This is a genomic window from Labilibaculum manganireducens (genome assembly GCF_002843385.1).
Lineage (GTDB): Bacteria > Bacteroidota > Bacteroidia > Bacteroidales > Marinifilaceae > Labilibaculum > Labilibaculum manganireducens.
The window spans coordinates 1-24,741 of record NZ_MVDE01000003.1; the positions used below are offsets into that span (position 1 = coordinate 1).

General features: G+C 35.7%; 18 protein-coding genes. 5 read left to right on the plus strand and 13 right to left on the minus strand.

Annotation, left to right across the window (positions count from 1 at the left end; all coding sequences use genetic code 11):
- Positions 1–93: 93 nt before the first annotated feature.
- From BZG01_RS02700 to folP, 12 genes are all read right to left on the minus strand, one after another.
- On the minus strand, positions 94–1,557 hold the full coding sequence (locus BZG01_RS02700; RefSeq protein WP_101308291.1) for a CsgG/HfaB family protein: 1,464 nt from the start codon (positions 1,555–1,557) through the stop codon (positions 94–96).
- A 28-nt stretch (positions 1,558–1,585) separates the two neighbouring features.
- Positions 1,586–2,008, minus strand: coding sequence for a curli production assembly/transport component CsgF (locus tag BZG01_RS02705; RefSeq protein ID WP_101308292.1), 423 nt, complete (start codon positions 2,006–2,008; stop codon positions 1,586–1,588).
- Between the two features lie 17 nt (positions 2,009–2,025).
- The gene (locus BZG01_RS02710) at positions 2,026–2,496 is read right to left on the minus strand and encodes a CsgE family curli-type amyloid fiber assembly protein (RefSeq protein ID WP_180327180.1); all 471 of its coding nucleotides are present in this window, start codon (positions 2,494–2,496) and stop codon (positions 2,026–2,028) included.
- Positions 2,497–2,713: 217 nt separating this feature from the next.
- Positions 2,714–3,733 (minus strand): PorP/SprF family type IX secretion system membrane protein, encoded by a 1,020-nt coding sequence (locus BZG01_RS02715; RefSeq protein ID WP_101308294.1) that lies wholly within the window; start codon positions 3,731–3,733, stop codon positions 2,714–2,716.
- A gap of 1 nt (position 3,734) precedes the next feature.
- The gene (locus BZG01_RS02720; RefSeq protein ID WP_101308295.1) at positions 3,735–8,498 is read right to left on the minus strand and encodes a T9SS type B sorting domain-containing protein; all 4,764 of its coding nucleotides are present in this window, start codon (positions 8,496–8,498) and stop codon (positions 3,735–3,737) included.
- A gap of 209 nt (positions 8,499–8,707) precedes the next feature.
- Positions 8,708–8,896: a helix-turn-helix domain-containing protein gene (locus tag BZG01_RS02725; RefSeq protein ID WP_101308296.1), complete on the minus strand. Its 189-nt coding sequence runs from the start codon at positions 8,894–8,896 to the stop codon at positions 8,708–8,710.
- A gap of 160 nt (positions 8,897–9,056) precedes the next feature.
- Positions 9,057–9,482, minus strand: coding sequence for a hypothetical protein (locus tag BZG01_RS02730; RefSeq protein ID WP_101308297.1), 426 nt, complete (start codon positions 9,480–9,482; stop codon positions 9,057–9,059).
- Positions 9,483–9,833: 351 nt separating this feature from the next.
- Positions 9,834–11,219, minus strand: a complete 1,386-nt coding sequence (locus tag BZG01_RS02735) for a sigma-54-dependent transcriptional regulator (RefSeq protein ID WP_101308298.1) — start codon at positions 11,217–11,219, stop codon at positions 9,834–9,836.
- Positions 11,220–11,241: 22 nt separating this feature from the next.
- Positions 11,242–13,710 (minus strand): response regulator, encoded by a 2,469-nt coding sequence (locus tag BZG01_RS02740; RefSeq protein ID WP_101308299.1) that lies wholly within the window; start codon positions 13,708–13,710, stop codon positions 11,242–11,244.
- Between the two features lie 192 nt (positions 13,711–13,902).
- Entirely contained in the window at positions 13,903–14,781 is an 879-nt protein-coding gene (locus tag BZG01_RS02745) for a TIGR01777 family oxidoreductase (RefSeq protein WP_101308300.1), read from the minus strand.
- A 10-nt stretch (positions 14,782–14,791) separates the two neighbouring features.
- Positions 14,792–15,583, minus strand: a complete 792-nt coding sequence (gene cdaA, locus BZG01_RS02750; RefSeq protein ID WP_101308301.1) for a diadenylate cyclase CdaA — start codon at positions 15,581–15,583, stop codon at positions 14,792–14,794.
- 52 nt (positions 15,584–15,635) lie between these two features.
- Positions 15,636–16,511, minus strand: coding sequence for a dihydropteroate synthase (gene folP, locus BZG01_RS02755; RefSeq protein WP_101308302.1), 876 nt, complete (start codon positions 16,509–16,511; stop codon positions 15,636–15,638).
- A 99-nt stretch (positions 16,512–16,610) separates the two neighbouring features.
- Here folP and BZG01_RS02760 point away from each other — a divergent pair, with 99 nt between their 5' ends.
- The 4 genes from BZG01_RS02760 to prmA all read left to right on the plus strand — a co-directional run bounded on the left by BZG01_RS02760 (position 16,611) and on the right by prmA (position 20,118).
- Positions 16,611–17,153 carry a DUF1599 domain-containing protein gene (locus tag BZG01_RS02760; RefSeq protein WP_101308303.1) on the plus strand — a complete coding sequence of 181 codons (543 nt, stop codon included), beginning with the start codon at positions 16,611–16,613 and terminating at the stop codon, positions 17,151–17,153.
- Between the two features lie 15 nt (positions 17,154–17,168).
- Positions 17,169–18,422, plus strand: coding sequence for a BT_3928 family protein (locus tag BZG01_RS02765; RefSeq protein ID WP_101308304.1), 1,254 nt, complete (start codon positions 17,169–17,171; stop codon positions 18,420–18,422).
- Positions 18,419–19,174, plus strand: a complete 756-nt coding sequence (gene tpiA, locus BZG01_RS02770; RefSeq protein ID WP_101308305.1) for a triose-phosphate isomerase — start codon at positions 18,419–18,421, stop codon at positions 19,172–19,174. The genes BZG01_RS02765 and tpiA overlap by 4 nt, the downstream gene beginning before the upstream one ends.
- A gap of 101 nt (positions 19,175–19,275) precedes the next feature.
- Positions 19,276–20,118 carry a 50S ribosomal protein L11 methyltransferase gene (prmA, locus tag BZG01_RS02775; RefSeq protein WP_101308306.1) on the plus strand — a complete coding sequence of 281 codons (843 nt, stop codon included), beginning with the start codon at positions 19,276–19,278 and terminating at the stop codon, positions 20,116–20,118.
- An 83-nt stretch (positions 20,119–20,201) separates the two neighbouring features.
- Here prmA and BZG01_RS21485 read toward each other — a convergent pair whose 3' ends face one another.
- The gene (locus tag BZG01_RS21485) at positions 20,202–20,351 is read right to left on the minus strand and encodes a hypothetical protein (protein WP_180327181.1); all 150 of its coding nucleotides are present in this window, start codon (positions 20,349–20,351) and stop codon (positions 20,202–20,204) included.
- 25 nt (positions 20,352–20,376) lie between these two features.
- Here BZG01_RS21485 and BZG01_RS02780 point away from each other — a divergent pair, with 25 nt between their 5' ends.
- Complete coding sequence (locus tag BZG01_RS02780) at positions 20,377–24,720, plus strand: hypothetical protein (RefSeq protein ID WP_101308307.1); 4,344 nt, start codon at positions 20,377–20,379, stop codon at positions 24,718–24,720.
- Positions 24,721–24,741: the final 21 nt, after the last annotated feature.

The following is a 24,741-nucleotide window of genomic DNA, read 5'->3' on the forward strand; positions in this document are numbered from 1 at the left end:
TTTTGCAAACTATTAAAGACAATAAGCTGAGAAATACACAAATAAAAAAAGGGTCGAATATTTATTCGACCCTGTTAATAACTTGTTACTATTTTATTCAGCAGAAACAGACTGACTCACTGCTTTTTTTTGTACTTTTTCTTTTCTGTTTTTCTTCTTCTTATTTCTATCCCAAATCTTATCAAAATAGAAGTTTAAGCCGATTTTCCCTTCCCAAAAATAATCATTAAAATTTCCTTGTTTTAATCCATCTATATTATCATTAAATATGTAATGATTCAACACAGAGAAATTCAAACCTATATGATCATTAAATAAAAATTCTACACCTGCTCCATATATTGCCTGAGTATATATCGAATTTGAAAGATCAATAGTATATATGGACTTTTCATGTTCTGAAAAAACACCTAAGCCACCTTCAATATAAGGAGTCCAATCTTTATAAGGCAGTAAACGATATTTAGCTGTTAAATCAAGAGAATTATAAGTTTTTTGAAAATAATTTGTAGTTGCAAGATCTCCCCGGCTAAAATTAAGTCCAAACTGCAATGCTGTTTGAGTATCGTACAATAAAGATACTCCAGCCATAGCTTTCATCTCCGTATGCTTATAATCTCCCATATACAACCATGATCCGCCATTAAAGCCTAAACCAAATTTACGGCGGCGCGGAGTAATTAACTGATCAAAGAAATCTGCCCCCTGATTATCCTCTTTTCCTTCAACATATTTTGTTATTACATCTGAATTAACATCTTCCGGATTCTTCAAATCCCAGAGTCCTTCAATAACACCTTCTATAATCAATGACTCAACGGCTTTCTCTATTGCTTCTTTCACAGCCATTTCAGACGGTTCATTATAGGTGAAACCAACCTCAGCCTCAAGCAGACGTTTAAACTTAACATATCGGAAGATACTGGCGTCCAATTTTTGAGAAAGAATCATTTTTGAAGTGTACACAGTCTTTAGAATTCGACCATTACTTGTAGAAATAGCACGAAGATAAACAGTTACCCTGTCTTGCCGGTACTGACCAGAAGCCCCAGCACCAAAATACTTTAATCCAGCACCGCCAGTCAAAACATTGGCATCGTAACTAATAACGCCGCCTTCCAATACCAAACCGGCAAACAAAAGAGGAGGCAATAATTGAGAACTTTCATTTTGACCTGCGTAATTTGCACGGCTTGATCGTATAATTTTTCGCTCATTCAGTAAATTAGATAAGCCTTCTCTTTCAATAGGAATAAACCAACCCGATTCTTCAATTGCTTTTAAGAGTATTGATGTGGTTCCCTGAGTAACCGCTGTCGACCAATTGGCTCCATTATCAGAAGGCTTATATTGTCCGGTCTGATCACGGAATTTATACACTGCCGCAACTATCTTTTCTTTTGGCTCAGGCAAACCAACCAAACTTTTCCTTGCAGGTGTTTCAGCTCCAATTTCGGCTCTTTGCTCACTTAAAGGTTGATTAAAATATGGAACACATCCATTTAAGAGAGGTAGTAAAATTAAAACACTATAGTAGTGGCGTATACATTTAAACATATATAGGGAATTAGCGAATAACTATTTATTAATAACTGGGAATAACAATATTTGTAAAATTTCCATTTGTAATATCACTGACATTCACAGTAACACCACTTGCATCTTCAGAAATATCTACCTTGTAATTCCCTAGATTATACGAACCGGTTTCAAGCTGATTATTGTCTCCAAAAATAGAATTAACCAATTTACTTGATAGTTGATTCAATATTTGTCGGTTCAGGTTATCCTGAAAATCATCCAACGGATCTTTATTTAATGCACTATCAGCATTTGGATCTTCAATTCTATTTTGCTGTGTTGCGGAATTCAATAACCAATTGTAATTGTACTGATCACCCCCAAAAGATGAATTTATTGGTTTATACACAAAATCCTGAGCCATAGATTCGGTTGGCAATAACAAACTCAGAAAAAACAAGACAAATACTATTTTTATAATATTCATGGTTCACAGTTTAAAGTTCAAAACATTCCCGTTCCCTGTTGATCTTCATCTTCAAGTTGGGCATTCATTTTTTCATAATTATTTAAAAATTGCATCGCCATTTGGTTTGCGTATTGGGACATTTGTTCCAATACTTCATAGCGTGGCTGCACTCTTTGTTTAAATACTTCATTATCATTTACCAAAACAATAATCTGAGTTGCTAAGCCCGGTAAAACCATTTCTTTAATAGTAATGGTGAAATTTTTTGCTTTTTGAGGCGCAACCCAGACGGAAAAAAACATATCATAGAAATCACGTCCTACTTTGGTCATTGTTTCATCCATAACCAAACCATCAACTTCCATCTCGGAACCTACATTTTCATAGGCTGTATTTTTTTCAACAATATCATCAAGTGTTTGTTGAAGAATCTTTAATGTTTTTATTGAGTCACTCACATCTTCAGTTTCCTGTCCCTTCATTTCCGGAAGTGAAACAAAAAACATAAAAAAAAAGATTAATAGTAAAACTCTATAAAAAATTTTCATTTGAATTTCAATAAAATCAATGATTATCACAACATAAATATATCATTTCTAAATTTAATATCATAGCAATACCAAATTCAATAGACTTCTCTTAAGGAATCTTAACTTTTGTTAACCGGTTAATAATAATTAAACTTCAACACTCTATAATTCAATAACATTCAACCTGTTTATTTTAAAATTTCGGACATCGAATTGCACGTATCCTTCTTTTTTTTCTTAAAAAATAAGTTCCGGAACAAGAAGATTTTGCCTTTCCCAATAAATAGCTAAGCGATATCTCGTGAGCTCCTGAATTTGTTTTCACCAAATTAGACACCACATAATCATAGGAATAGCCAATTCTAATTTTATCAGTTTGGTAACCAATCAAAATAATGAATGCATCAAAATCGAAGGAAAGATTATGACGAAACCAAGCACCAACCACCCAGTTATTTCTGGATAAATACATTCCATAATTTATTTGCTCAAAATCCAATTGTCGTTGATACAATATATTTGGGGAAATGGTAAAATTGCTCTTCATTAATCCACGGGAATATCCCATTGGAATATTTGCACCTGCATGCACTGTATATTTACGAGGTAAAACCGCTATATTCTGTTCTGAATTGAATGCCTCATTGGGTTCTGAGAGATGATCAATTACACCTCCAAAATAAAGACTTTTATAATTTACGATGATCCCCATGGAAAAGTCCCAGTACGATTTACTCAAATTATTTGGCTGAACTTCTCTGGAAGGATAAATCACTCCATACAATGGATCTATCATATCTGAAAACACAAATGAACTCCAATCCAATTTTCTTTGAATATAACCAGCCTTGAATCCAACATTCATTGATAAATTTCGATTAATATCCAAGGAGTACGAGTACATTCCCGAGGCAGTTGTTGTTTTAATTGCTCCTTGTCCCTGATTATCCTGAAGAATTAATATTCCCAGTCCGCCATTCATCAAATCAACGAATTGATCGTAAGAAGCACTATAGGTGACAAAAGGACGATTATTCTGAGGCCACTGATTTCGATAAGACATTCCTAAAGTTGGAACGTACTCTGATCCGGCAAACGCAGGATTAAGATAAAGCCGGTTTGCGTAAAACTGAGAGAACTCAACGTCCTGAGCCTTGACCAATGAAGTCCAAAGCAAACAACAGACAATACAAATAAATCTCCATTTTACCATTTTATCGAATTAAAGAAACATTGCCATCCTGACGGGCTTTCCCATTAACAATCAGGATCCAAACATATACTCCCACATTTGCGTTTTTCCCTTTATAGGTGCCATCCCATCCCTGCCCCAAATCAGTATATGTATAGATTAGTTCACCCCAACGATTGTATATATACATCTCAATATCTTCACCTGCAATATCACCTGTGATTGATGGTCCAAAAGTATCATTAACACCATTTCCGTCAGGGGTAAAAGCATTTGGAACAAATATCCGATACCTATCGACATAAACCATGATGGAATCCATCCCAACACAACCGTTCATATCTGTATATTCCAAAAAGTACTTTCCTTCTTCGGTAACCGTATAGGTTGAAGCCGTTGTACCGTCCTGCCATAGATAATTGCCTGGTAAAAACCGAATATCTATTGAAGGAGATAATATTTTTGATTCGGTGTAAAATATTGTTGTATCCATTCCTAAATCAAAAAAAGGCCTGTCATGAACGGTAAAATCAATCACCGAGGAATTAACACATCCATTTTCTATTTTAGCGAAATAACTTTCACCGGAACGAAGTGAAATTTTAAGCGGATTTAAGACAGGAATGAGTAAATCAACATCTTCATACCAACTCACTGTAACAGAGGCATCAGGTGTTATCTGATTATTAAGCGCAGTCAGGTTATAATTCACAACCTCTCCTGTTCCCAAAACATCCTCACATAATTCTATACTTAGATTATTTGCTTCCGGCAGTGGATCGACTAAGAAATTTAATCGTCCGGTATTTTCACAAGAACTCGCATTAGTGGCAAGGGCATAATATGAGCTTTGATTAAAGACAGTTACACCCGAAGGATTCGCTACAGGAATATTCAATTGGTCATCTTCGAACCATTGCACATTTGCAGCAGGATGGTTACTCACCTGCAGATTATAATCGGTAAGGTTTATTCCAGACAATGAGGACGATCCAAAACTCTCTTCACAAACTACCTCGTTTACTGTTGAGGTTTGAGGTAATGATAAAATATCAAATGACAGCTCTGCAAAATTCTCGCAGACACCATTCCAAACTCTGGCGTAATATACATCTCCGTCCGAAACAAGAACATTTCGAGTATTTAAAACAGCATTGGAATAAGTTGCTTCATAATACCAAATAATAGTACTGCTTACTGATGTTGTAATGTCAGAATAGTAATTATTCAAATTCTCTCCTCTCACCTGCCCGGAATTGAAACTATCTTCGCATAACAAGACCTGATGGTTTTGAGCATCAGGCAACGAATTGATTGTAAAATCAATTCTTCCAACATTACTCTCCGCGCCAAAACTTACGCGAACAAAAAAACTATCTCCGTTAGAAATGGCTGCGTTCATAGGATTTGGAACCGGCAAACTCAAGGCCATATCAAAAAACCATTCTTTAACTGTTCCCGGATCATTGTTTACTGCCGGCTCTAATTTTGAAAGATCGTAGGATGTCAATGAACCACTTCCCGATACATATTCACATAACTCAACCTGCAAATCATTTGCTTCGGGCAGATTTCGAACAGTAAATGTTAAAACTGCAGAGTTTTGACAACTGCCATCATCTACCAAGGCATAATAACTGTCTCCTGTTGTTACATTTACATTATCAGGAGTTAATACAGAAATTGTATGCAAAGCATCTTCATACCACGATATTGAATTGCTTGAAATAATTGAATTATAAGCCAATAAATTTATCCCTGTTGCCAGACCTGTTCCAAAAGTATCTTCCCAAACCTCAACAGTTTGATTAACAGCACCGGGTAATGAATTAACGGTATAAGTAAGGGCGGCAACATTCGTATTAAAGGCATCGCTTACTGATGCAAAAAAACGATCGCCATTTGCAGCAATTACATTTGCAGGGTCAGGAATTGCATTCGTTGGTAATCCATTGGGTTCTGTTGGCCAATCACTATACCATGCAAAAGCATCTCCATTCCCTTCATTAATCTGATTTTCAAACAAACTTAAATCAACCAAAGCATTGCCTGTTCCCGCAACATCTTCACAAACAACGGGAAATACATTTCTGGCAATTGGTGTGTTAACCACTGAAAAATCAACAGTTGCAACATTCGAACAAACTCCGTTTGATACAAGGACATAAAAAACATCACCATCCGCAACATCTTGATTTGTTGGATCAGGAACCAAATTTGTAAGACCAGCATCTAAGTACCAATCAATTGAGTTTGATTGCCCGCCAAGTATCATATTATTGTAAAAACTTAAATCTACGCCAAGAGAAATCATAGATCCGGGCACATCTTCAAATTCAACAACACTTTGGTTATTCGCAATTGGTGAGGAAAGAACCGTATAGATAACTGTGGCCGTATTCGACTCACCGGCACTTTGAACCAAAACATAAAACACTTGCCCGTTGGTTACACTTACATTTGAAGGGGTTGCCACAGGAGTTAACAATGCTGCATCGGTAAACCAACTGACACTACTGGTTGTTCCCCCGTTAATGGCACCATTAAGCAACAATAAATCAATATTAGATGCAATTCCACCTCCAAACACATCCTCGCACACATCTATATTTAAATCATTTGCAATTGGCGATGATCGTACTGTGAACTTGATACTTCCACGATTTAAACATGATCCATTGTCAATATATGCGTAAAAAACATCCTGATCATTCACAACAAGGTTAGTTGTATTTACAATTGGATTTGTTAATGCTGCATCAAAATACCATACGATATTATTTGATCCCGCAACCTGTATATTATAGGATGTTAAATCAACACCTGAAGCTGTTCCTGAACCAAAACTATCTTCCCAAATTTGAACTGAAACATCATTCCCCACAGGAAGTGTTTCGATGGTGTAAGTAACAGTGGCAACACTTGTCTCGGTACCTGTTGATACCTGAGCATAAAACACTTCTCCATTGGAAACTATCCTATTGTTAGGATTTATTACCGGCTGTGTTAAAGCAAGATCGTGGAACCATGTTACTGTGAAACCATTATTATTTGTGATTGCTGCTTCGAGCAATGTTAAGTCGATATTGGAAACAATACCCGTATTATAATTGTCCTCACATAGAGTAATATTTTGATCCAAAGCTTTCGGCAAAGTGTTCACCGTATAAGTTACCACAGCAACATTACTGCAAAAACCATCATTCACCTCAACCCAGAATTGTTGTCCGTTGGTAACGGTTACATTGGTGGCATCAGGCACAACCGATGTTAGGGTGACATCAGAATACCATGTAAAAGTTGATCCTGCCACACTATTTACAGCAGTTTCCAAAATAGTCAAATCTACACCTGTTGCTATTCCCGTGCCTTGAACATCTTCCCAAACAGATTGCGATTGATTATTAACTATTGGCAAAGAACGTATTGCTACAGCTTGAGTAACATTATCTGTTCCTCCTGAAATCAGACTAACTTCTAAATTAACATTGTAAGTGTTTGCTGTTCCGTAAATATGATTTACTGTGAAAGGACTGATATTAGAAGTTAATACAGTTCCATCGCCAAAATTCCAGGTTGCACTTGAAATATTTGTCAGATCGGAACTGATTGTAAACTCAGTATTGTCTCCCCTACAGTCAAACTGATAGGCAAACTCAAGAGTGAAAATACTAGTCACAAAATTTGGCAAACCTAACCGACATCTTCTTCCAGATAAATTTTTCGAATCAGCAACAAAATTTGCTCCAGCCCCAGCTACATCCGGATTATTAATCACATCCAGATTAAGACTTCCGGTTGTTCCGTCCGTATTGGTTTTGGCCATGTAAATTCTATTATCCGGAGCTAATTGCAATGCACCATACAACCACGATCCGTTTCCGATAATTTGAGCAGATCCGTTTATAGTGGCCTGATTATTAGATGAAATATTAAACTGATACAAATTGCCACCTAAGAATGAACTTAGATATAAAAATTCCCCCGAAGGAGAAAACTCAATACCATAAGGAGTGCTGTAATTATTCAGCTGAATTGGATTTGAAACAACTCCTGAGGCAGTATTAAAATCGAACAACTCAGCCCGATCCTGAGTATAAATTGCAACAGCCAATTTCGATCCGCCAGGAGAAGTTTTCATATATCCAATAGCAGATTTCCGATCACTATTATGCCGTACTCCAACCGTACTGATTACAGGAGTTGAAATACCTGTGGCTGTAAATTGATAAGCATAAAAATCACGACTGTCCCATGGATGCATAAGAACCCAAAAATCAGTACCATTAGCATGTTTCACCGCGGTTACTTTTTCGCAAACCTCACTGCCATACAATACCGTATTTTTAACTGTTACAACTCCAAGTCCACCATTTTGCGACAAATCAACAATCGAATAATTTAAACCATTTCGAAGAGCATTTTGATGAGCATCAACAGTAAATATATAATAGAGTATCGCACTTCCCGGCTGCTGCACAATTATTGAAGATTGGGTTGCTGAAGAATTGCCATCCAAGCCTGTTCCATTAGCCATTACTGCATGGGTTTTATTATACACAGTAACTCCATCTGTATAAAATAACAGGTCTCCTTGCGCAGTACAAACAGTTGAACAACCTTCCTCTGTATTTAAACTACCATCAGTTAACGCAACGGAAGGGGTTACATTGAAATCCAAACCTGCATTTTCACCAAAATACCATATCCCAGCCTGTCCCTGACCAAATGCTAAATTTGAAGACAAAAAGAGATAAAAAAGCACTATTCGAAATACAGATTTCATACTTGACTGATATTAAAAAATGGAAAGCAAATAAACTGTTTAAAATTGCTTAAACCCTGATGTTCTATCACTTACATACAATTTACAAAATATATCCAATCAATTAATCAGATGCTGATTGTAATTAAATAAAAATCAGGTAATCCTTCCATGAGTCATGAATAATTACCTGATTATTAATATTAGTTAAACGGCATTGGTCAAAAAAATTAACTAAGGCCTAAGTAATCAAAGAGTTTTGACTTAACTGTTGTAGTCAATGGTCGTTTTCCATTAAGAATATAAGACAAATACACATCTGTTACACCAATAATCTTGGCAACTTTCTTCTTCTTGTCATCAAGAATTCTGAGTCTGTCTTTAATTCTAACTAAATCATCCTGAACTTCCTGCTTCATAACTTCAGTTTTATAATTTAACAATTGAGATTAAGGTTTCTTTTTTAAAATTTGAACCGGAAGCAAATGAAACTTTCATTTGCTTCCGAGATTCAAATTCAATTTTTGTAAATTTTTAATCAATCTACATGGTTGGTTGAAAAGTGAATAGAGCAAAATATCAGTTCGGACTATAATCAAGACCGGAACCAATAGCTTTTTTTAAGTCGAATAAACGAAGTTGCTTCTGCAGCAGTTCGTAATTCATATAGAGTGCTTTTCGGTTTTCCAATTTGGAATTCTGTTCCTCACGGTCAACCGTAATCACAACTTTGGTTTCCTTAAAATTATCATTAATGTATTTTAGCATATCCGAATTGGATAAAGCCTTCAACGGCAAAATTACCAAATCAATTGTCGTCTGATTTAAAATAATTTCCATCTCGACCGGATCATCAGCAAAATACGCTCTGGCATCTAAGCTCTGAATGTATTCTTTCAGCTCATCAATAAGTGATCTATTTTCTTTGACAAAAAGGATATTCATAGGTTCATCTGATGAAGGAATAATTTTCAATAAGTTGCCTTCCAATATTAACAAATCCATACACTAATAATTGATAATAACATACTTCCTTTATCAATCGACATACCACAAAACATATATATCTAAAATACAGATAGTTATATTAATAACAATTATTAATCTGTATTGAAAAAATTATCCGTTTACGGATATATATGTTTAAGAAAAGTAAAACCATCACCTTAACTGCCTGATCTACTTGCAAACAAGTCATTTTTCAATATTTTATCCATTATCGGATACAATAAAAATCGGATACAATAGAAAACCTGAAAAATCTTGATTCTATATGCCTTTACTAAAAAATAGAGCTAATCGTGAATGCAACTCACCAATTTTGGAGGAAAAAAAATATCTGATCGGAATCAGATATTAAACTTCAATTTTATATTTTTTTATTCGCCTATCGAGAGATTGCCAGGTAATATTTAGGAGGTCGGCAGCTTTAGATTTATTATTATTGGATCTTTCCAGTGCTTTACGGATACAATCCATTTCAACCAATTCCAGATCCAGATTTTCATCAGTAGAAAAATCGATTCTTCGTTTTTCTTCTTTCGGGTGGGTAAGTTGGAAATGCGATAAGCTTAATCGATTTGCATCACAAATAATAACAGCTCGTTCCACCATGTTTTTTAGTTCCCGCACGTTGCCAGGAAATTCATAAGCAAGTAATCGCCTAATAACGGCACCATCAATCTCGCTAATGCTTTTCCCCATTACACGGTTAAAGTATTTCACAAAATAATCCAGAAGTAAGGGAATATCTTCTTTTCTGTTTCGCAAAGGCTCTAAATGGATAATAAAAGAACTGATTCGGTGATACAGATCCAAACGAAATCCTTTTTCGGAATGAAGTCCTTCAATGTTTTGATTCGTGGCTGCAATAATTCTTGTGTCAAATGGAATTTCGATATTAGAACCAACTTTCATGATTTTCCGATCTTCTAAAACCCTTAAAAATTTGGTTTGAAGATTAAGTTGCATGTCACCAATTTCATCCAAAAAAAGAGTTCCTTTATTAGCAGCTTCAAACCATCCTACTTTAGATGCGGAAGCTCCGGTAAACGCTCCTTTAGTGTGTCCGAAAAATTCACTTTCAAAAAGTGACTCCGGAATAGCACTGCAGTTTACGGCATAAAAATAATTTTCCTTTCTACTGCTCAGATAATGAATAGCTCTGGCAACTAACTCTTTACCCGTTCCACTTTCACCTGTTATGAGCACCGAAGTATTCTCAGTTTTAGCAACTTTCCCAATAAGATTAATTAAATTCTTCATCTGAGGACTATCTCCGATAATTTCGTATCCCATAGCCTTGTAAAACTCTTCTGAAATTATAGAGTAGTTTCGTTTAACCTCTACTAAACTTTTCTTTAGGTGAACAAACTTTTTGGTTCGTTCGATTGCACTTTCGACATCACGCAGACGAAAAGGTTTTGTGAAAAAATCTGAGGCTCCCAAACGCATCGAATGAATAACAGAATCCATCTCACTGTATCCGCTAATCATAATCACTTCAATTTCAGGAAAATCGTGCTTCACTTTTTCCAGAACATCCAAGCCATTCATCTCAGGTAAATTAATATCAATAATGGCTATATGGATCTCGTTCTTATCCATAATATTGAACGCTTCTGACGGGCTTCCTGCTTTAAATATTCTAAAATTAGGATCATTTAAAAATTCCTCCAATTCATCCCGAACCAGCTTCTCATCATCTAAAATCAATATTCTTAAATTACTTATAGACACCATACTAAGCAGACTTTACTGATGATTAATTATTTTCAAATTTGATTGCTTTTTTTGAATTCTCGAATTCAAAAGGCAATATCAATTTCATTTCCGTGAATTCGTTCTTTTTACTGCTAACTGAAATTTGCCCATTCATCTTCTGCACAATTCCTTTGCTAATATACAACCCGAGTCCTGAGCCAATACCTGATTGTTTGGTCGTAAAAAATGGTTCGAAAATATAATTGAGGTTATCCGGATCGATTCCACAGCCATTATCTTTAATTGCTATTACTACAGTTTTATCCACTAATTCAGCAGTAATTTTTATCCATTCAACTTTTTTCTTTGCATCTGAAGATTGTTGTTTGTACTCAATAGATTCGTAAGCATTGTTTAATATATCAACAATAACCTTCTGAAACTTATACTTATTACCTGTTACGTATAAATCATCAGAACATGCATCAAACGAAACCTCAACAGTTCGTGTCTTATATTGTTTCTTAATCAGGTTTAAAGAATCATGAACAAGACTTTTCACATCAATTAGCTCCTGCGTATTTTCCTTTTGAGAAGAGTTATAAATGCCAATTTGAGACAAATACTTCTTGATGCGGTCGATGTCTGCAAATACCTGCGAACATTTTTCCCGGATGTACCCCTCATCAATATTATTCGTCGACAAACGCAAAAGAATATTATCCATAATCATCGAAATTCCAGTTAAGGGCTGATTGATCTCATTCACCATTGAGCCTGCCATTTTTCCAAGGGATTCAAGCTCCGATTTCTTCAATAATAACTGACGATGAAAATCATTGATTCTAAGCTCTTGTTCAACTTTCTCTTTTAGCTTATTGGTTTTATCTTCAAATTCCTGCTCCTGCCGTTTCAAACCGGTTATAATATCCTTATAATCAAAAGAATTATTTTCAACTTCACCATTTGTAACTATTTCCATCATTATGCCACGCACACCTTTTTCATTATTTACCAAGGTTGAATGAGCTGCTAAAACAATTCGTTTCAGTGAATGTTTTTTGGTAACAATTGACAATAATTCAAACACAAAGCCTTTTTTAGAACTCGACAGATTCAATATCTTCTTAATTCTCTTAGTGTCCTCCCCCTTAAAAAACTGTGTAAATTCCATTCCCTTAGAGTCTTTTAGCGCTTTACACTCCAGGAATTTACATGCGTAATCATTCAAATAGCTGATTTGATTTTTTGCATTCAACTCAAAAATGGCCTTGTCACTGTACGCATCATTTTCAAGACTTAAACTCTCTTTAAATGTCAACTCCAAAGCTTTCTTCTGAGAAATATCCGAAACAAGACCATACAGATGAAATATGTCCTCTGCTTCACGGTATTCACTGTACATCTCAATTTTGAAATGTTTAACCTCTCCGCTGTTATATATATATCGATGTTCAAATTCAATTTTTTGATTTTTTTCAGGAAGATTTAAAAGCATGCGTTCAATTGCCTCCTTATCATCAATATGGGTTTTCAACTTAATTTCCTCAAAAATATTTTCTTTATCAATTGAAGAAATATCATAGAGTCGTAAAAATTCATCTGAACCACGAATAATTTTAGAATAGGAATCCCATTCAAAACTTCCTATTTTGGCTTTCTTTTGAATCTTTCTTAAAACACTTTCTTTCTTAACTAATGTATCTTTTAATTGTTTCCGTTCCGAAACATCACGGCCAATTGCCAAATAGTGCGTATCATCAAATTCTATCTCCTTAAAAACAGTCCATTCCAGGCAAACATTATTTCCAGCAGAATTGACGATATGACCTTCAAAAGTTGTGAATTTATTCTTGCCATTCAGCTTCTTAATTCCTTGAATCAATTGCTCCTGCAAAACTAAATTAACAGAAGCCAAAGAATCTCTGGAAATTCCATCCAAGATATAATTGAAAAAATCTGTAAATGCCTTGTTCGCAAATTCCACCCTATGGAGACTATCCATTTTCAAAATGAGTTCCGATTGTCCTTCCAAAATAGATCGGTAATTGGATGCAAGGTTTCGTAAACGTCCCTCCAACAAATCCTTCTCGTTAAGAGCGACAGTCAACTTCTTATTCTGAGATTCAATCAATCTCCGGTTTTTATATAGTTCCAAAAAGATATTGATCTTATTAATTAAGATCGTATTATCAAATGGTTTCATAATAAAATCAACACCACCGCATTCATACGCCTTTGATTCACTTTGTTTATCCAAAAATATTGCTGTTAAAAAAATAATCGGAGTTGATTTATTCACATAACCACTTCTAATTTTTTGAGCAAGTAAAAACCCATCCATCTGTGGCATTTGAACGTCGAGAATGATAAGAGCATACTCCTTATTCTCGATATCCTGTAAAGCTTTTATTGGTGATTGAATTAACTCTAAACCAACATGTAACTTCCCTAACAAGGCTTTTAGTAATTCCAAGTTTTCAGCACGGTCATCAACAATCAATAATTGGGGAGTAAAATCCAATTCCATAGGTTTCGAGTTAGTGGTTTACACACTTTAAAAAGAAAAAAAATACCCTTACAGGGCACTATTTATTTCATACTAAGGTTGTTTAATCAAAATTAAAACTAATGCATCACAAAATCAACCCCTTTATGATAAAAGGTAACTTAATTTCCTTAGGAATACATATAACAGCGACTAACTATCCGAAAACGGCTATTAAGAATTTGATGATTTATGACTTGAAAATGAATTAAGAGTCGCATGCAAAGTTTGAAAAACAAACTGAAACCCAGCACTTAAAAGACGTTCAGGCACAACTCGCTGGCCTGAAAGAAGAACATTTGCACCTTCCCCAAAAAGGACTCTGAGAATTAATACAGGAACATGGAAAAATGCAGGTCTATTTAAAAAAGCACTAAGTGCTTTGGTATAGTCCCGATTCGTAATTAATTCAGGTGCAATTAAATTGTAAGCCCCTTCCATTTCCTTATTTAAAATAACATAAGAATAAGCATTCATAAGATCTTTTATATGAATAAACGGAAATGCCTGACTTCCATTTCCCAATTTACCGCCTAAGGCATAGCGAAAAATAGGCAGAACTTTTGCGAAAGCTCCTCCTTTGTCGCTCAAAACAACACCTAATCTAAAAATAACAGTTCGAACACCTTGCCTTTTTATCTCATTAGCAGCATTTTCCCAATCAATACAAAGTTCACCCAAGAAATCATCCGAAAAATTTTTACTATACTCGTTGTGTGTATGTTTGTTGTCGTAAATACCAACTGCTGAAGTTGAAATGAATAGCTTTGGTTTAATTTCCATCAAAGCAATAGCACAATTAAGATTTCTAGTTGTAGTAATCCGGCTATTGCGCAGAACCTGTTTATTTTTGGAATTCCACCTGCATAGTACAGGGGCGCCGGAAAGGTGAATTATGACTTCACAATACTTAATAAATTCGGAAAGATCCTGAACATTACCATAAAGAAGTTTTCTTGGAATCAAAAGAATATCAGCATTTAAATCTCCTGCCAATTTTTCTGTTAGATGAGTACCAATCAAACCAGATCCTCCGGTAATTCCAATTTTCATTTCTTTGGTTTTAAATGATAAAACTTGAAAAATCGCCTTCCAAAAATGTTCGTAATTCGTTTGTCGTAATCCTTACCTTAATATTTCCTCCCATAATATAGGAGATATTTCCAGTTTCCTCGGAAACCGTAATTACATGAGAGTCGGTCGCCTGAGTCATTCCAATCGCCGCCCGATGTCTTAATCCGAGGCTGCCCGGAATATTCGTATCGTCCGTAACAGGCAATATGCAGCGTGCAGCAAGTATTCTACTATTTGACCAAATCACAGCACCATCATGAAGAGGTGAATTCTTAAAAAATATGGTTTCCAAGAGGTTTTTAGATACTCTTGCTTTTAAAATTTGTCCTGTATCTGCATAACTTTGCAAATCCATGTTTTTTGCGATTACAATGAGAGCACCCGTTTTCGTTTTTGACATGTGTTCACATGCGCTAACAACTGATCTGATTTCAATATCCGGAATTCCTCTTTCATCAAGAGCGAACCAATTATTCAATGTAAATTTTTGACTTAAGTTGTATTTAGTTCCAAGTAATAGAAAAAATCTCCTGATTTCTGGTTGAAATACAACAATTAATGCAATTACACCAACCCCCATAAACTGACCAAGAATACCACTTAACAATTCCATGTTAAGTGCCCGAACCAACAACCACATTAGGTAAAAAAGAGACAACCCAACAAATATGTTGATGGCAACAGTCCCCTTAATTAACATGTAAATCTGGTAAAGCAGGAAGGCTACAAGTAATATATCAAGAATATCAAAAAGTCCAAGTGTAATAAATGCTGTGGTCATTCTTTTCTATTAAATTCAGTATGTTAACAAAATTACAATTTTATTGGACATATTACTGCAATGAGGATTTGATCTTTGAATACAGCTTTACGCATTCAACAGCTTCTTTCACATCGTGTACTCTTAGAATATTTGCTCCCTGATCCAATGCCATCATATTCAACGCAGTAGTGCCATTTAAACTCATAGATGGATCCCCACCTAAAAATTTATAAATCATCGACTTACGAGACACTCCAATCAATATTGGCAAGTCAAGCTGATTAAATTCCTGTAAATTAGCTATAATTTCATAATTGTGATCCAATGTTTTCCCAAATCCAAATCCGGGATCAATAATAATATCTTTGGCTCCAAATTCATTCAGTCTTTTAATCTGCAATCGAAAAAAAGCAAGCATGTCATTCATTAAATGATGATAAACCGGATTTTGCTGCATTGTTTGGGGCGTTCCCTTGATATGCATCATGATATATGGAACTTTTAATTCGCCAATAACCGAGAACATTTTATCATCCATGGTTCCTCCTGAGATATCATTAATAATGCAGGCTCCAAAATCGGCGACAATTCTTTTAGCTACTTCGGCTCTAAATGTATCGATAGATAATATCGCATCGGGGAATTCCTTTCGAATACATTCTACTGCCGGAATCAATCTGAGAATTTCCTGCTCAGCTGAAACATCTGCAGCACCAGGACGAGTAGAGTAAGCTCCAAGATCAATAATTTCAGCTCCTTCGGACAGAATTTGCTCGCTTCGTTTCAAAATGGCTGCTTTATTAAGATAAGAACCTCCATCATAAAATGAGTCGGGAGTCAGATTCAGAATCCCCATAACCAAAGGCTTTTCAAAATTTATTGACCGATCCCCGCACTTAATAGAAAGATTATCGCTGTTAAAACAATTTGTTTTGTAATTTTGCATCACCGTTTTTTTTGAACAAATTTCGAAGCAAAAGTAAAATAAAATACCATGTCTTAAGCTATTTTCTTACTTTTACAAAGGAAATTTCTAACACTAATTATGAATAAAACAGACCAACAGTACAATTCGATTATTAAAATCTGTACGGATATCTTCACAAAAAAAATGCACGATTACGGAACCGCCTGGAGAATTCTTCGCCCAAGTTCCATAACCGATCAAATATACATTAAAGCACAGCGAATAAGAAGTCTTGAGACCAAAGGAGTAAGCAAGATCGAGGATAATATTCGGGATGAGTTTATCGGAATTGTAAACTATGCCGTCATGGGTATTATACAACTGAAACTTGGCCCCTCAGAAAATGAACTCCCTAATGAAAAAGCTCTTGAGTTGTATTCAAAATATTTTGCTGAGGCTAAAGAATTAATGGAAGCCAAAAATCACGATTATGATGAAGCATGGCGAAGTATGAGGGTAAGCTCTTATACCGACTTGATCCTGATGAAAATTAACAGAACCAAACAAATTGAAGATCTTCGGGGAAAAACATTAATATCGGAAGGTATTGATGCCAACTATTTCGATATGATTAACTATGCAGTTTTTGGTTTAATTAAAATTGAGTTCGAAAACGCCTGATAAGATTGCTGAATTATGAGAATATTACAATTTGTTAGTCGTCTTTTTGTTGGTCTAATTTTTATCTTCTCCGGATTTGTAAAAGCTGTTGACCCAATGGGATCAACCTTCAAATTCACAGATTATTTTTTGGCCTTTGGCATGGATGCTTTAAAGGAGACTGCATTTCCTCTTGCAATTCTTTTATCTGCTCTCGAATTTACTGTTGGAATGGCCTTGATTTTCAACAGTAGAAAAAATATTACTGCATGGTTGGCACTCCTGTTTATGCTTTTTTTCACACCTCTTACATTTGTTTTAGCAATTAGTAATCCGGTAACCGACTGCGGATGTTTTGGAGATGCGTTGGTTCTTAGCAATTGGGAAACTTTCTGGAAAAACATTGTAATTCTTGCTTTCACTTTAGTGATCTTTTTGAGGAGGAAAAAAGATGAAAATCAGCATCCGGTTTGGGAACAAAATTTACTGGTTGGATTCGCCCTTGCTGTTTCCATATGGATCTCAACCTACTCATATCGTCATTTGCCTCTTATCGATTTTAGACCGTATCATATTGGCGCCAATATTTCTGATGGAATGAAAATTCCGGAAGGAGCTCCTGCTGACGAATACCGAAGTCTTTTTAAATATGAAAAAAATGGCGTAGTAAAGGAGTTTGACGAAACCAATTATCCCTGGCAGGATACAACCTGGAAATATGTAGATTCTGAACAAATAAAAATAAAAGAAGGATACACTCCTCCGATTCATGATTTTTCAATCTCGAATGAGACAGAAGGAGACATTACCAATATGGTTTTATCCGACAATGGATATACATTCCTTTTGGTTTCGAAAAATCTTAGTGAAATCAACGAAAGTGCTTTACTAAAAATTAAAGAACTTGCATTTTACGCTCTTGAAAACAACATACAGTTTATTGGCCTGACTGCTTCGGGTGAAGATGCTATGCAAAGTTTTAAAACTACTAATGAATTGCCTTTTGAATTTTACAATACCGATGAAATTCAATTAAAAACAATCATTCGTTCGAATCCAGGTTTGCTTTTACTTAAAAAAGGAACTATCCTTGACAAATGGCATTTTAAAGATTTTCCTGAAGCAAAGCAACTTCAAGGCGATCTTGCAGCTTACTCTATTACAAAACATCAAACACTAAATATCAATCTATTAATTATTAGTATTACATCAACTTTGCTATTGCTTCTTGTTCTTTTCTGTTTGATAAGAATTCGATTTGCAGAAGCAAAAAACAGATTACGATTATGAGAAAGAAAATTGTTGCAGGAAACTGGAAAATGAACAATACACTTGAAGAAGGTATTGTATTGGCGGGACAAATCAATGATTTAGTTGAAAAGACTGAGCTTAATGGTGTAGATGTTGTTATTGGTACTCCTTTTATTCACCTAACTGAAGTAAATAAACTTGTTAGTGGTAAAATTGGTGTTGCTGCTCAAAACTGTGCAGATGAAGTTAGCGGAGCTTATACCGGAGAGATTTCGGCTTCGATGATTAAATCAACCGGCAGTAAATACGTAATTCTAGGTCATTCGGAACGCAGAGAATACTATGGCGAAACCAGTGAGAAGTTAGTTAAAAAGGTAGCTCTAAGTCTTGCTAACGGTTTAACTCCAATTTTCTGTTTTGGTGAGGTTTTGGAAGAACGTCAGTCAGAAAAGCATTTTGATGTTGTAAAAAGCCAGATTGCAGAAGGATTATTCCATTTATCAGCAGAAGAATTTGGAAAAATTGTTTTGGCTTACGAACCAGTTTGGGCTATTGGAACAGGTGTAACTGCTTCTTCAGCTCAGGCACAGGAAATGCACGCATTTATCCGTCAGACTTTGGTTGCTCAATACGGACAAGAAGTTGCAGACAATACATCTATCCTTTACGGAGGAAGTTGTAAACCTTCCAATGCTAAAGAATTATTCGAAAACCCTGATGTAGACGGAGGTTTAATTGGCGGAGCTTCTCTTAATGCAGAAGATTTCATGGGAATTATTACCGCTTTTTAATAGCGTAAACACATATAATTAAAGCCGATACACTTGTGTCGGCTTTTGTTTTTTGATCAGGATTAAATTAACTTGTTGCCTTATATTATTAGACAAATAAAATGGATTATATCGAACTGAAATGTCAGATCCAACCTTTCTCGGAAGAAATTGCAGAAATATTAATTGCAGAACTTGGCGAATTGGATTACGAGAGTTTTACACAAAGTGAAGATGCTGTTGAGGCATACATACAGGCGCCTCTGTTTGATATGAAAGAGGTAGAGCAACTTAGCATTAATCAGTTGCCGAATGCTCCTTTTAAATTGAGCTACTCGAACAAAACAATTGAATCTCAGGATTGGAATGCGCTTTGGGAATCCAATTTCAGTCCGGTTATCATCTCAGATCAGGTTGTGATCAGAGCCTCTTTCCATACCGACACTCCAAAAGTTCCTTACGATATTGTAATTGATCCAAAAATGTCGTTTGGAACAGGACACCACTCTACCACTTCGTTAATGGTTCAGAGTATTCTTGAATTGGATCTGGACGGAAAATCAGTCTTGGATATGGGCTGTGGTACCAGTCTGCTTGCAATTTTGGCATCGAAACGAAACGCTGAAAAAGTAGATGCAATTGACATCGACGAATGGCCTTATACCAACTCACTGGAAAATATCAAAAACAATAAGGCTGATAATGTATCCGTTTTTTTGGGTGATGCCACTTTATTGGAAGGAAAACAATATGATGTTGTTTTGGCCAACATTAACAGAAATATCTTGCTTAATGACATGAAACATTACGTTGCCTGTCTTCCGAAAAACGGAGAATTGGTGATGAGTGGATTCTATACCGAAGATTTAAAATACATTAAAGAGGAAGCTGAAAAAAACAACATGGAATACATCAGCCACAAAGTGGATCTGAATTGGGTTGCTGTTCGTTTCATAAAAAAGTAAAACACACTATTTTTGCTGGTATCTGTTATTCTATACAGAAGACAGAGAACCGGCGTTTTACTTTCCAGATCCCATCAAATTTGTTAAATTGCCTTTGCAAATATACCCATATCCGAAACTTCATTTACAATGAATAAGCTTCTCTTCCCCGTTATTCTTTTTTTTGGAATAGTAATTTCAACCCAATCCATTTTAGCACAAAGTATCAAGTCATTTTCCCACGACTCGATCATTTTTCAAGATGAATTTTTGAAGTTCATGGATCATCCAACCAAAAAAAAAGAAAGCAAAGAGTTTAAAGAGCAATTCCCGGCTTTCTGGTTTTCGCCGGAAATGACAAAAGACAGACGACAGAACATCTACCGGATATGTGATATTTTCCTTGCCAAAAAGGCCAGATCTTTTCCGGATTTTTATAACTATTTCGAAACACTAATGTTGTTTCAGCAACAAAATCGTGACGAAAAAGATTACTCCAATTGGGAGAAGGGGTTAATCCATCAGATCAGTGATAAAAAGAATAAGTTAAGTGCAACACAAGACTTTCTAATTCAAACACAAAACCTTTTAAAGGATACAATAATAAATGAATCGTACGCTACCAAATGGAAATGTGAGAATGCAAAATTCAAGTTTCTATTCGATAAAGTACTATGCATCCAGTTCGATCAGGCAGACCTATATTGCATCGCACAACGAGACAGTTCATGCATTTACAGCACAAGTGGAATTTATCATCCTTTTGAAAAGATTTGGATAGGAAAAAAAGGAAAAGTAACATGGACCAGAGCCGGGAAAAGCGATACTGAAGAATACGCCGTATTTGATTCTTACACTGTTGACACCCAAAAATCATCTTTCCAGGTTGACACCGTCAGCTATTACAACAAGGAACTGTTTGATCATAAAATTGAGGGCAGTCTTTCTGAAAAGATGAACTCGGTGAAAGATCCATCTTTGGCAATTTATCCTCGTTTTGAATCCTTCGAGAAAGAAATCGAGATTAAAAATCTATTCGAAAATCTTAATTACAAAGGAGGTGTTGCCATTCACGGGGCAAAATTTTTGGGAAAAGGAAGTCCCGAAATCCCATCTGTAATAGAGTTATCCAGACATGACACTTTATTTTTAAGGGCACGATCGGAACATTTCTCATTTAACAACAATCGTGTTGTTGGAAAAGATACCGAAATTGAAATCCTGATCGATACCTGCCAAATTTATCACCCCGGATTGTTGTTTCAATACTACCCAGACAAAAAAGAAGTCAATTTAATCCGAGAAGGAGAAGGAATTGCCTTGAGTCCCTACTTCAACACCTATCACAATCTGATTATGGATTTTGGAATGTTGATATGGAATATGGATGAAAATTTAATGCACTTTGGAAGTATGAAAGGCGCTACCAGTCGTCAGGCACACTTTGAGTCCATGAATTATTTTAGTCTCAACCGATTCATGAAAATTCAGGGCATGGATCAGGAGAATCCGCTGGTTTTACTGCGTAAATATGCCGATTATTCTTACGTAGAAACATTTACCGCAATGGAATATGCCAACTTCATTAAAAAACCGGTTAACCATGTGCGCCAGCAAATTATTGGCTTATCGTTTCAAGGCTTTGTAATCTACAATAGAAACACCGATGAAGTTACATTACAGCAACGACTTACCGATTACATTAAATCGGGAATGGGACGACAGGATTACGATGTAATTCGTTTCACTACGCAAACAGAAAATAATGAAGATGATGCTACTCTTCGAATGGGAAGTTACAATTTGGATATTAACGGTGTAAAACACATTGCTGTAAGTGATTCGCAGAATGTGGTGATCTTTCCGAAGCATCAGAAAATAACCCTTAAAAAGAATCGTGACTTCCAGTTCGACGGAAAAATAATGGCCGGATTACTGGATATGTACGGGAAAGATTTTAATTTCTCTTACGAAAAGTTCAAAATTGACCTCGATCTGATTGATTCTCTGCAAATAAACATTGTAACTGACTCACTTTCTAACTATGGCAGAAGATACACAACACAATTGGGAAGTGTATTGGAAAAAATAACAGGAAATCTATTAATTGATGATCCCAACAACAAGTCGGGATTGAAAAACTACGCGGAATATCCGATTTTTAATAGTTCTGATTCTTGTTTTGTGTACTACGACAGCAAAAAAATACAGGATGGAGCTTATAAAAAGGAAGAATTCTATTTCAAGGTTGATCCATACACAATCAACAATATAAACGACTTTAAAAAGGAAGACATTTCGTTAAAAGGAACTTTTGTTTCCGACAGCATATTCCCAACATTTAGAGAAACTCTAAGTATTAATGATGATAATTCGCTGGGATTCTACCACATAACACCTAAAGAAGGATTGCCAGTTTATGGGAAAGGAACTTTTACTGATACCATACACCTTTCTAACGAAGGATTAATTGGTGATGGAACACTGAACTACCTTACCTCTATTACAAAATCTGAAAAATTAGTATTCAGACCGGAAATTATGACCACTCAGGCCGAAAGTTTCGAATTAAAGGAACTTGCTTCGCATATGAACAATCCTGAGGTAAACGGCGAGAAAATTTTTGCAACATGGTATCCGTACAAAGAAGAACTTTACGTGAAGAGTACGGCCTTACCTATCGACATGTATAAAAAGCTGGCAACCCTTGCCGGAACGCTGAAAATTACTCCAACAGAAATTACAGGAGTTGGCGACATGGAATTGGTTAATGCGGAACTTCAATCGGATTATTTTACCTACACGCCTAAAACCATTGTTGCTGATACAGCTGTTTTTAAGCTGAAGAATACAGATTCGGAAAGTTATGCCTTCGAAAGTAAAGATGTTAGAGCACATATCGACTTTATCAACAGAACCGGACAATTTACAAGCACAACAGGAGGAAGCAACAGTGAGTTTCCATCGAACAAATACATGGCCTACATCAATAGTTTTGGTTGGGAAATGGATCAACAGGAGCTTTTATTCGGAAACGAGGATGAAAATACACTTGCCTCTTTGTGGGACCAGAATAAAATGGAAAGCTTACCTAAAACAGCCTATAACAAATTTATTTCGACAAGTTTAAAACAGGATTCCCTTAGCTTTTTCACCCCATTGGCCAAATACAGTTCCATTGATCATACGATTAAAGCACAATTTGTAAAAGATCTGGCCGTTGCTGATGCAAAAATTTATCCTGATAAGGGTGATGTGAACATTGAAGAGGAAGGGCAGATGCAAACGCTTCGTAACTCGACAGTACTTGCCGACACTCTTAATTCATTTCACAACATTTTTAATGCTGCCATAAATGTTCACAGCAAAATCTCCTATTCCGGATCGGGTAGTTACACTTATTTAGATGCCGAAGAAAATGAGCAGGAACTGTTTTTTGATGTAATAGATGTGGACAGCCTCGGACAAACCATTGCCATGGGAAATTTACCGGAAGAAAAATCGTTTAGCTTAAGTCCCGATTTTGATTACAAAGGAAAAGTTAGGTTAGAAGCACGCGAGAAATCACTTTTCTTTCATGGTCAGACCAAAATTCATAACAAATGCGAAAGTATTGGCGACAAATGGCTTGATTTCAATTCACAGATTGATCCGAAAGAAATTTACATCCCTGTTGATTTGCACGTAACCGATGATGAAAGCCTGATGCTTTACAATAGTTTTTTCTTAACGAATGATTCCATTCATATCTATTCATCGTTTTTATCTCGTAGAATATTTTACACGGACAACGTGCTATTGGAAGCCAGAGGATTTCTTACCTACAAGCCAAATTTGCAGGCCTATCAAATTGCACCGAAAGACAAATTACAAGATATGGACGCAACCGGAAATATCCTTTCTTTCTATCCTGGCAATTGTAATATGAGAGGAGAAGGTTTAATTAATTTAGGTGCCGAATTAGGACAAATAAAACAGATTTCAGCCGGAGCTATCGAACACGATTTGTCGAGTGATCTTGTGACCCTTGACTTAATTTTTGGTGTTGATTTCTTTATGAACGATCAGGCCATGAAGATTATGGAAACAGCATTTACGCAGGCAAATTTAAAACACACGAACATCAACAAACAGAACTACACCAGAAAACTGGCTGAAATAATGGGGCGCAAAAAAGCCGAATTAGCCGTGCGGGAAATGGACGACAACGGCACTTTTAAAACCCTGCCCAATGAACTTTTGCATACCCTGTATTTCAATAATCTAGATTTTATCTGGGACAAAGAAGCTAAGGCATATCAATCAATTGGAGAGATTGGGATTGGAAATATTAACGACAAACAAATCAATAAAAGCATAAAAGGTAAAATTGAACTGGACAAAAAACGAAGTGGTAACCGTCTTACTATGTATCTTGAAATTGATAAATCTACATGGTTCTTTTTCGAATATCACCATGGAGTGATGTTTGTAAGATCATCGAACGAGGAATTTAATACCATATTGCACGAAACCAAAGAAGACAAACGTGAATTTAAAGATCCGTTAAAGAAAAATCCTTATTCATATATTATCTGTCCGAGATCTCAGAAAACGAAGTTCCTGAAACGATTTAATTTGTAGAACTTAAATTCATTAGAGGGG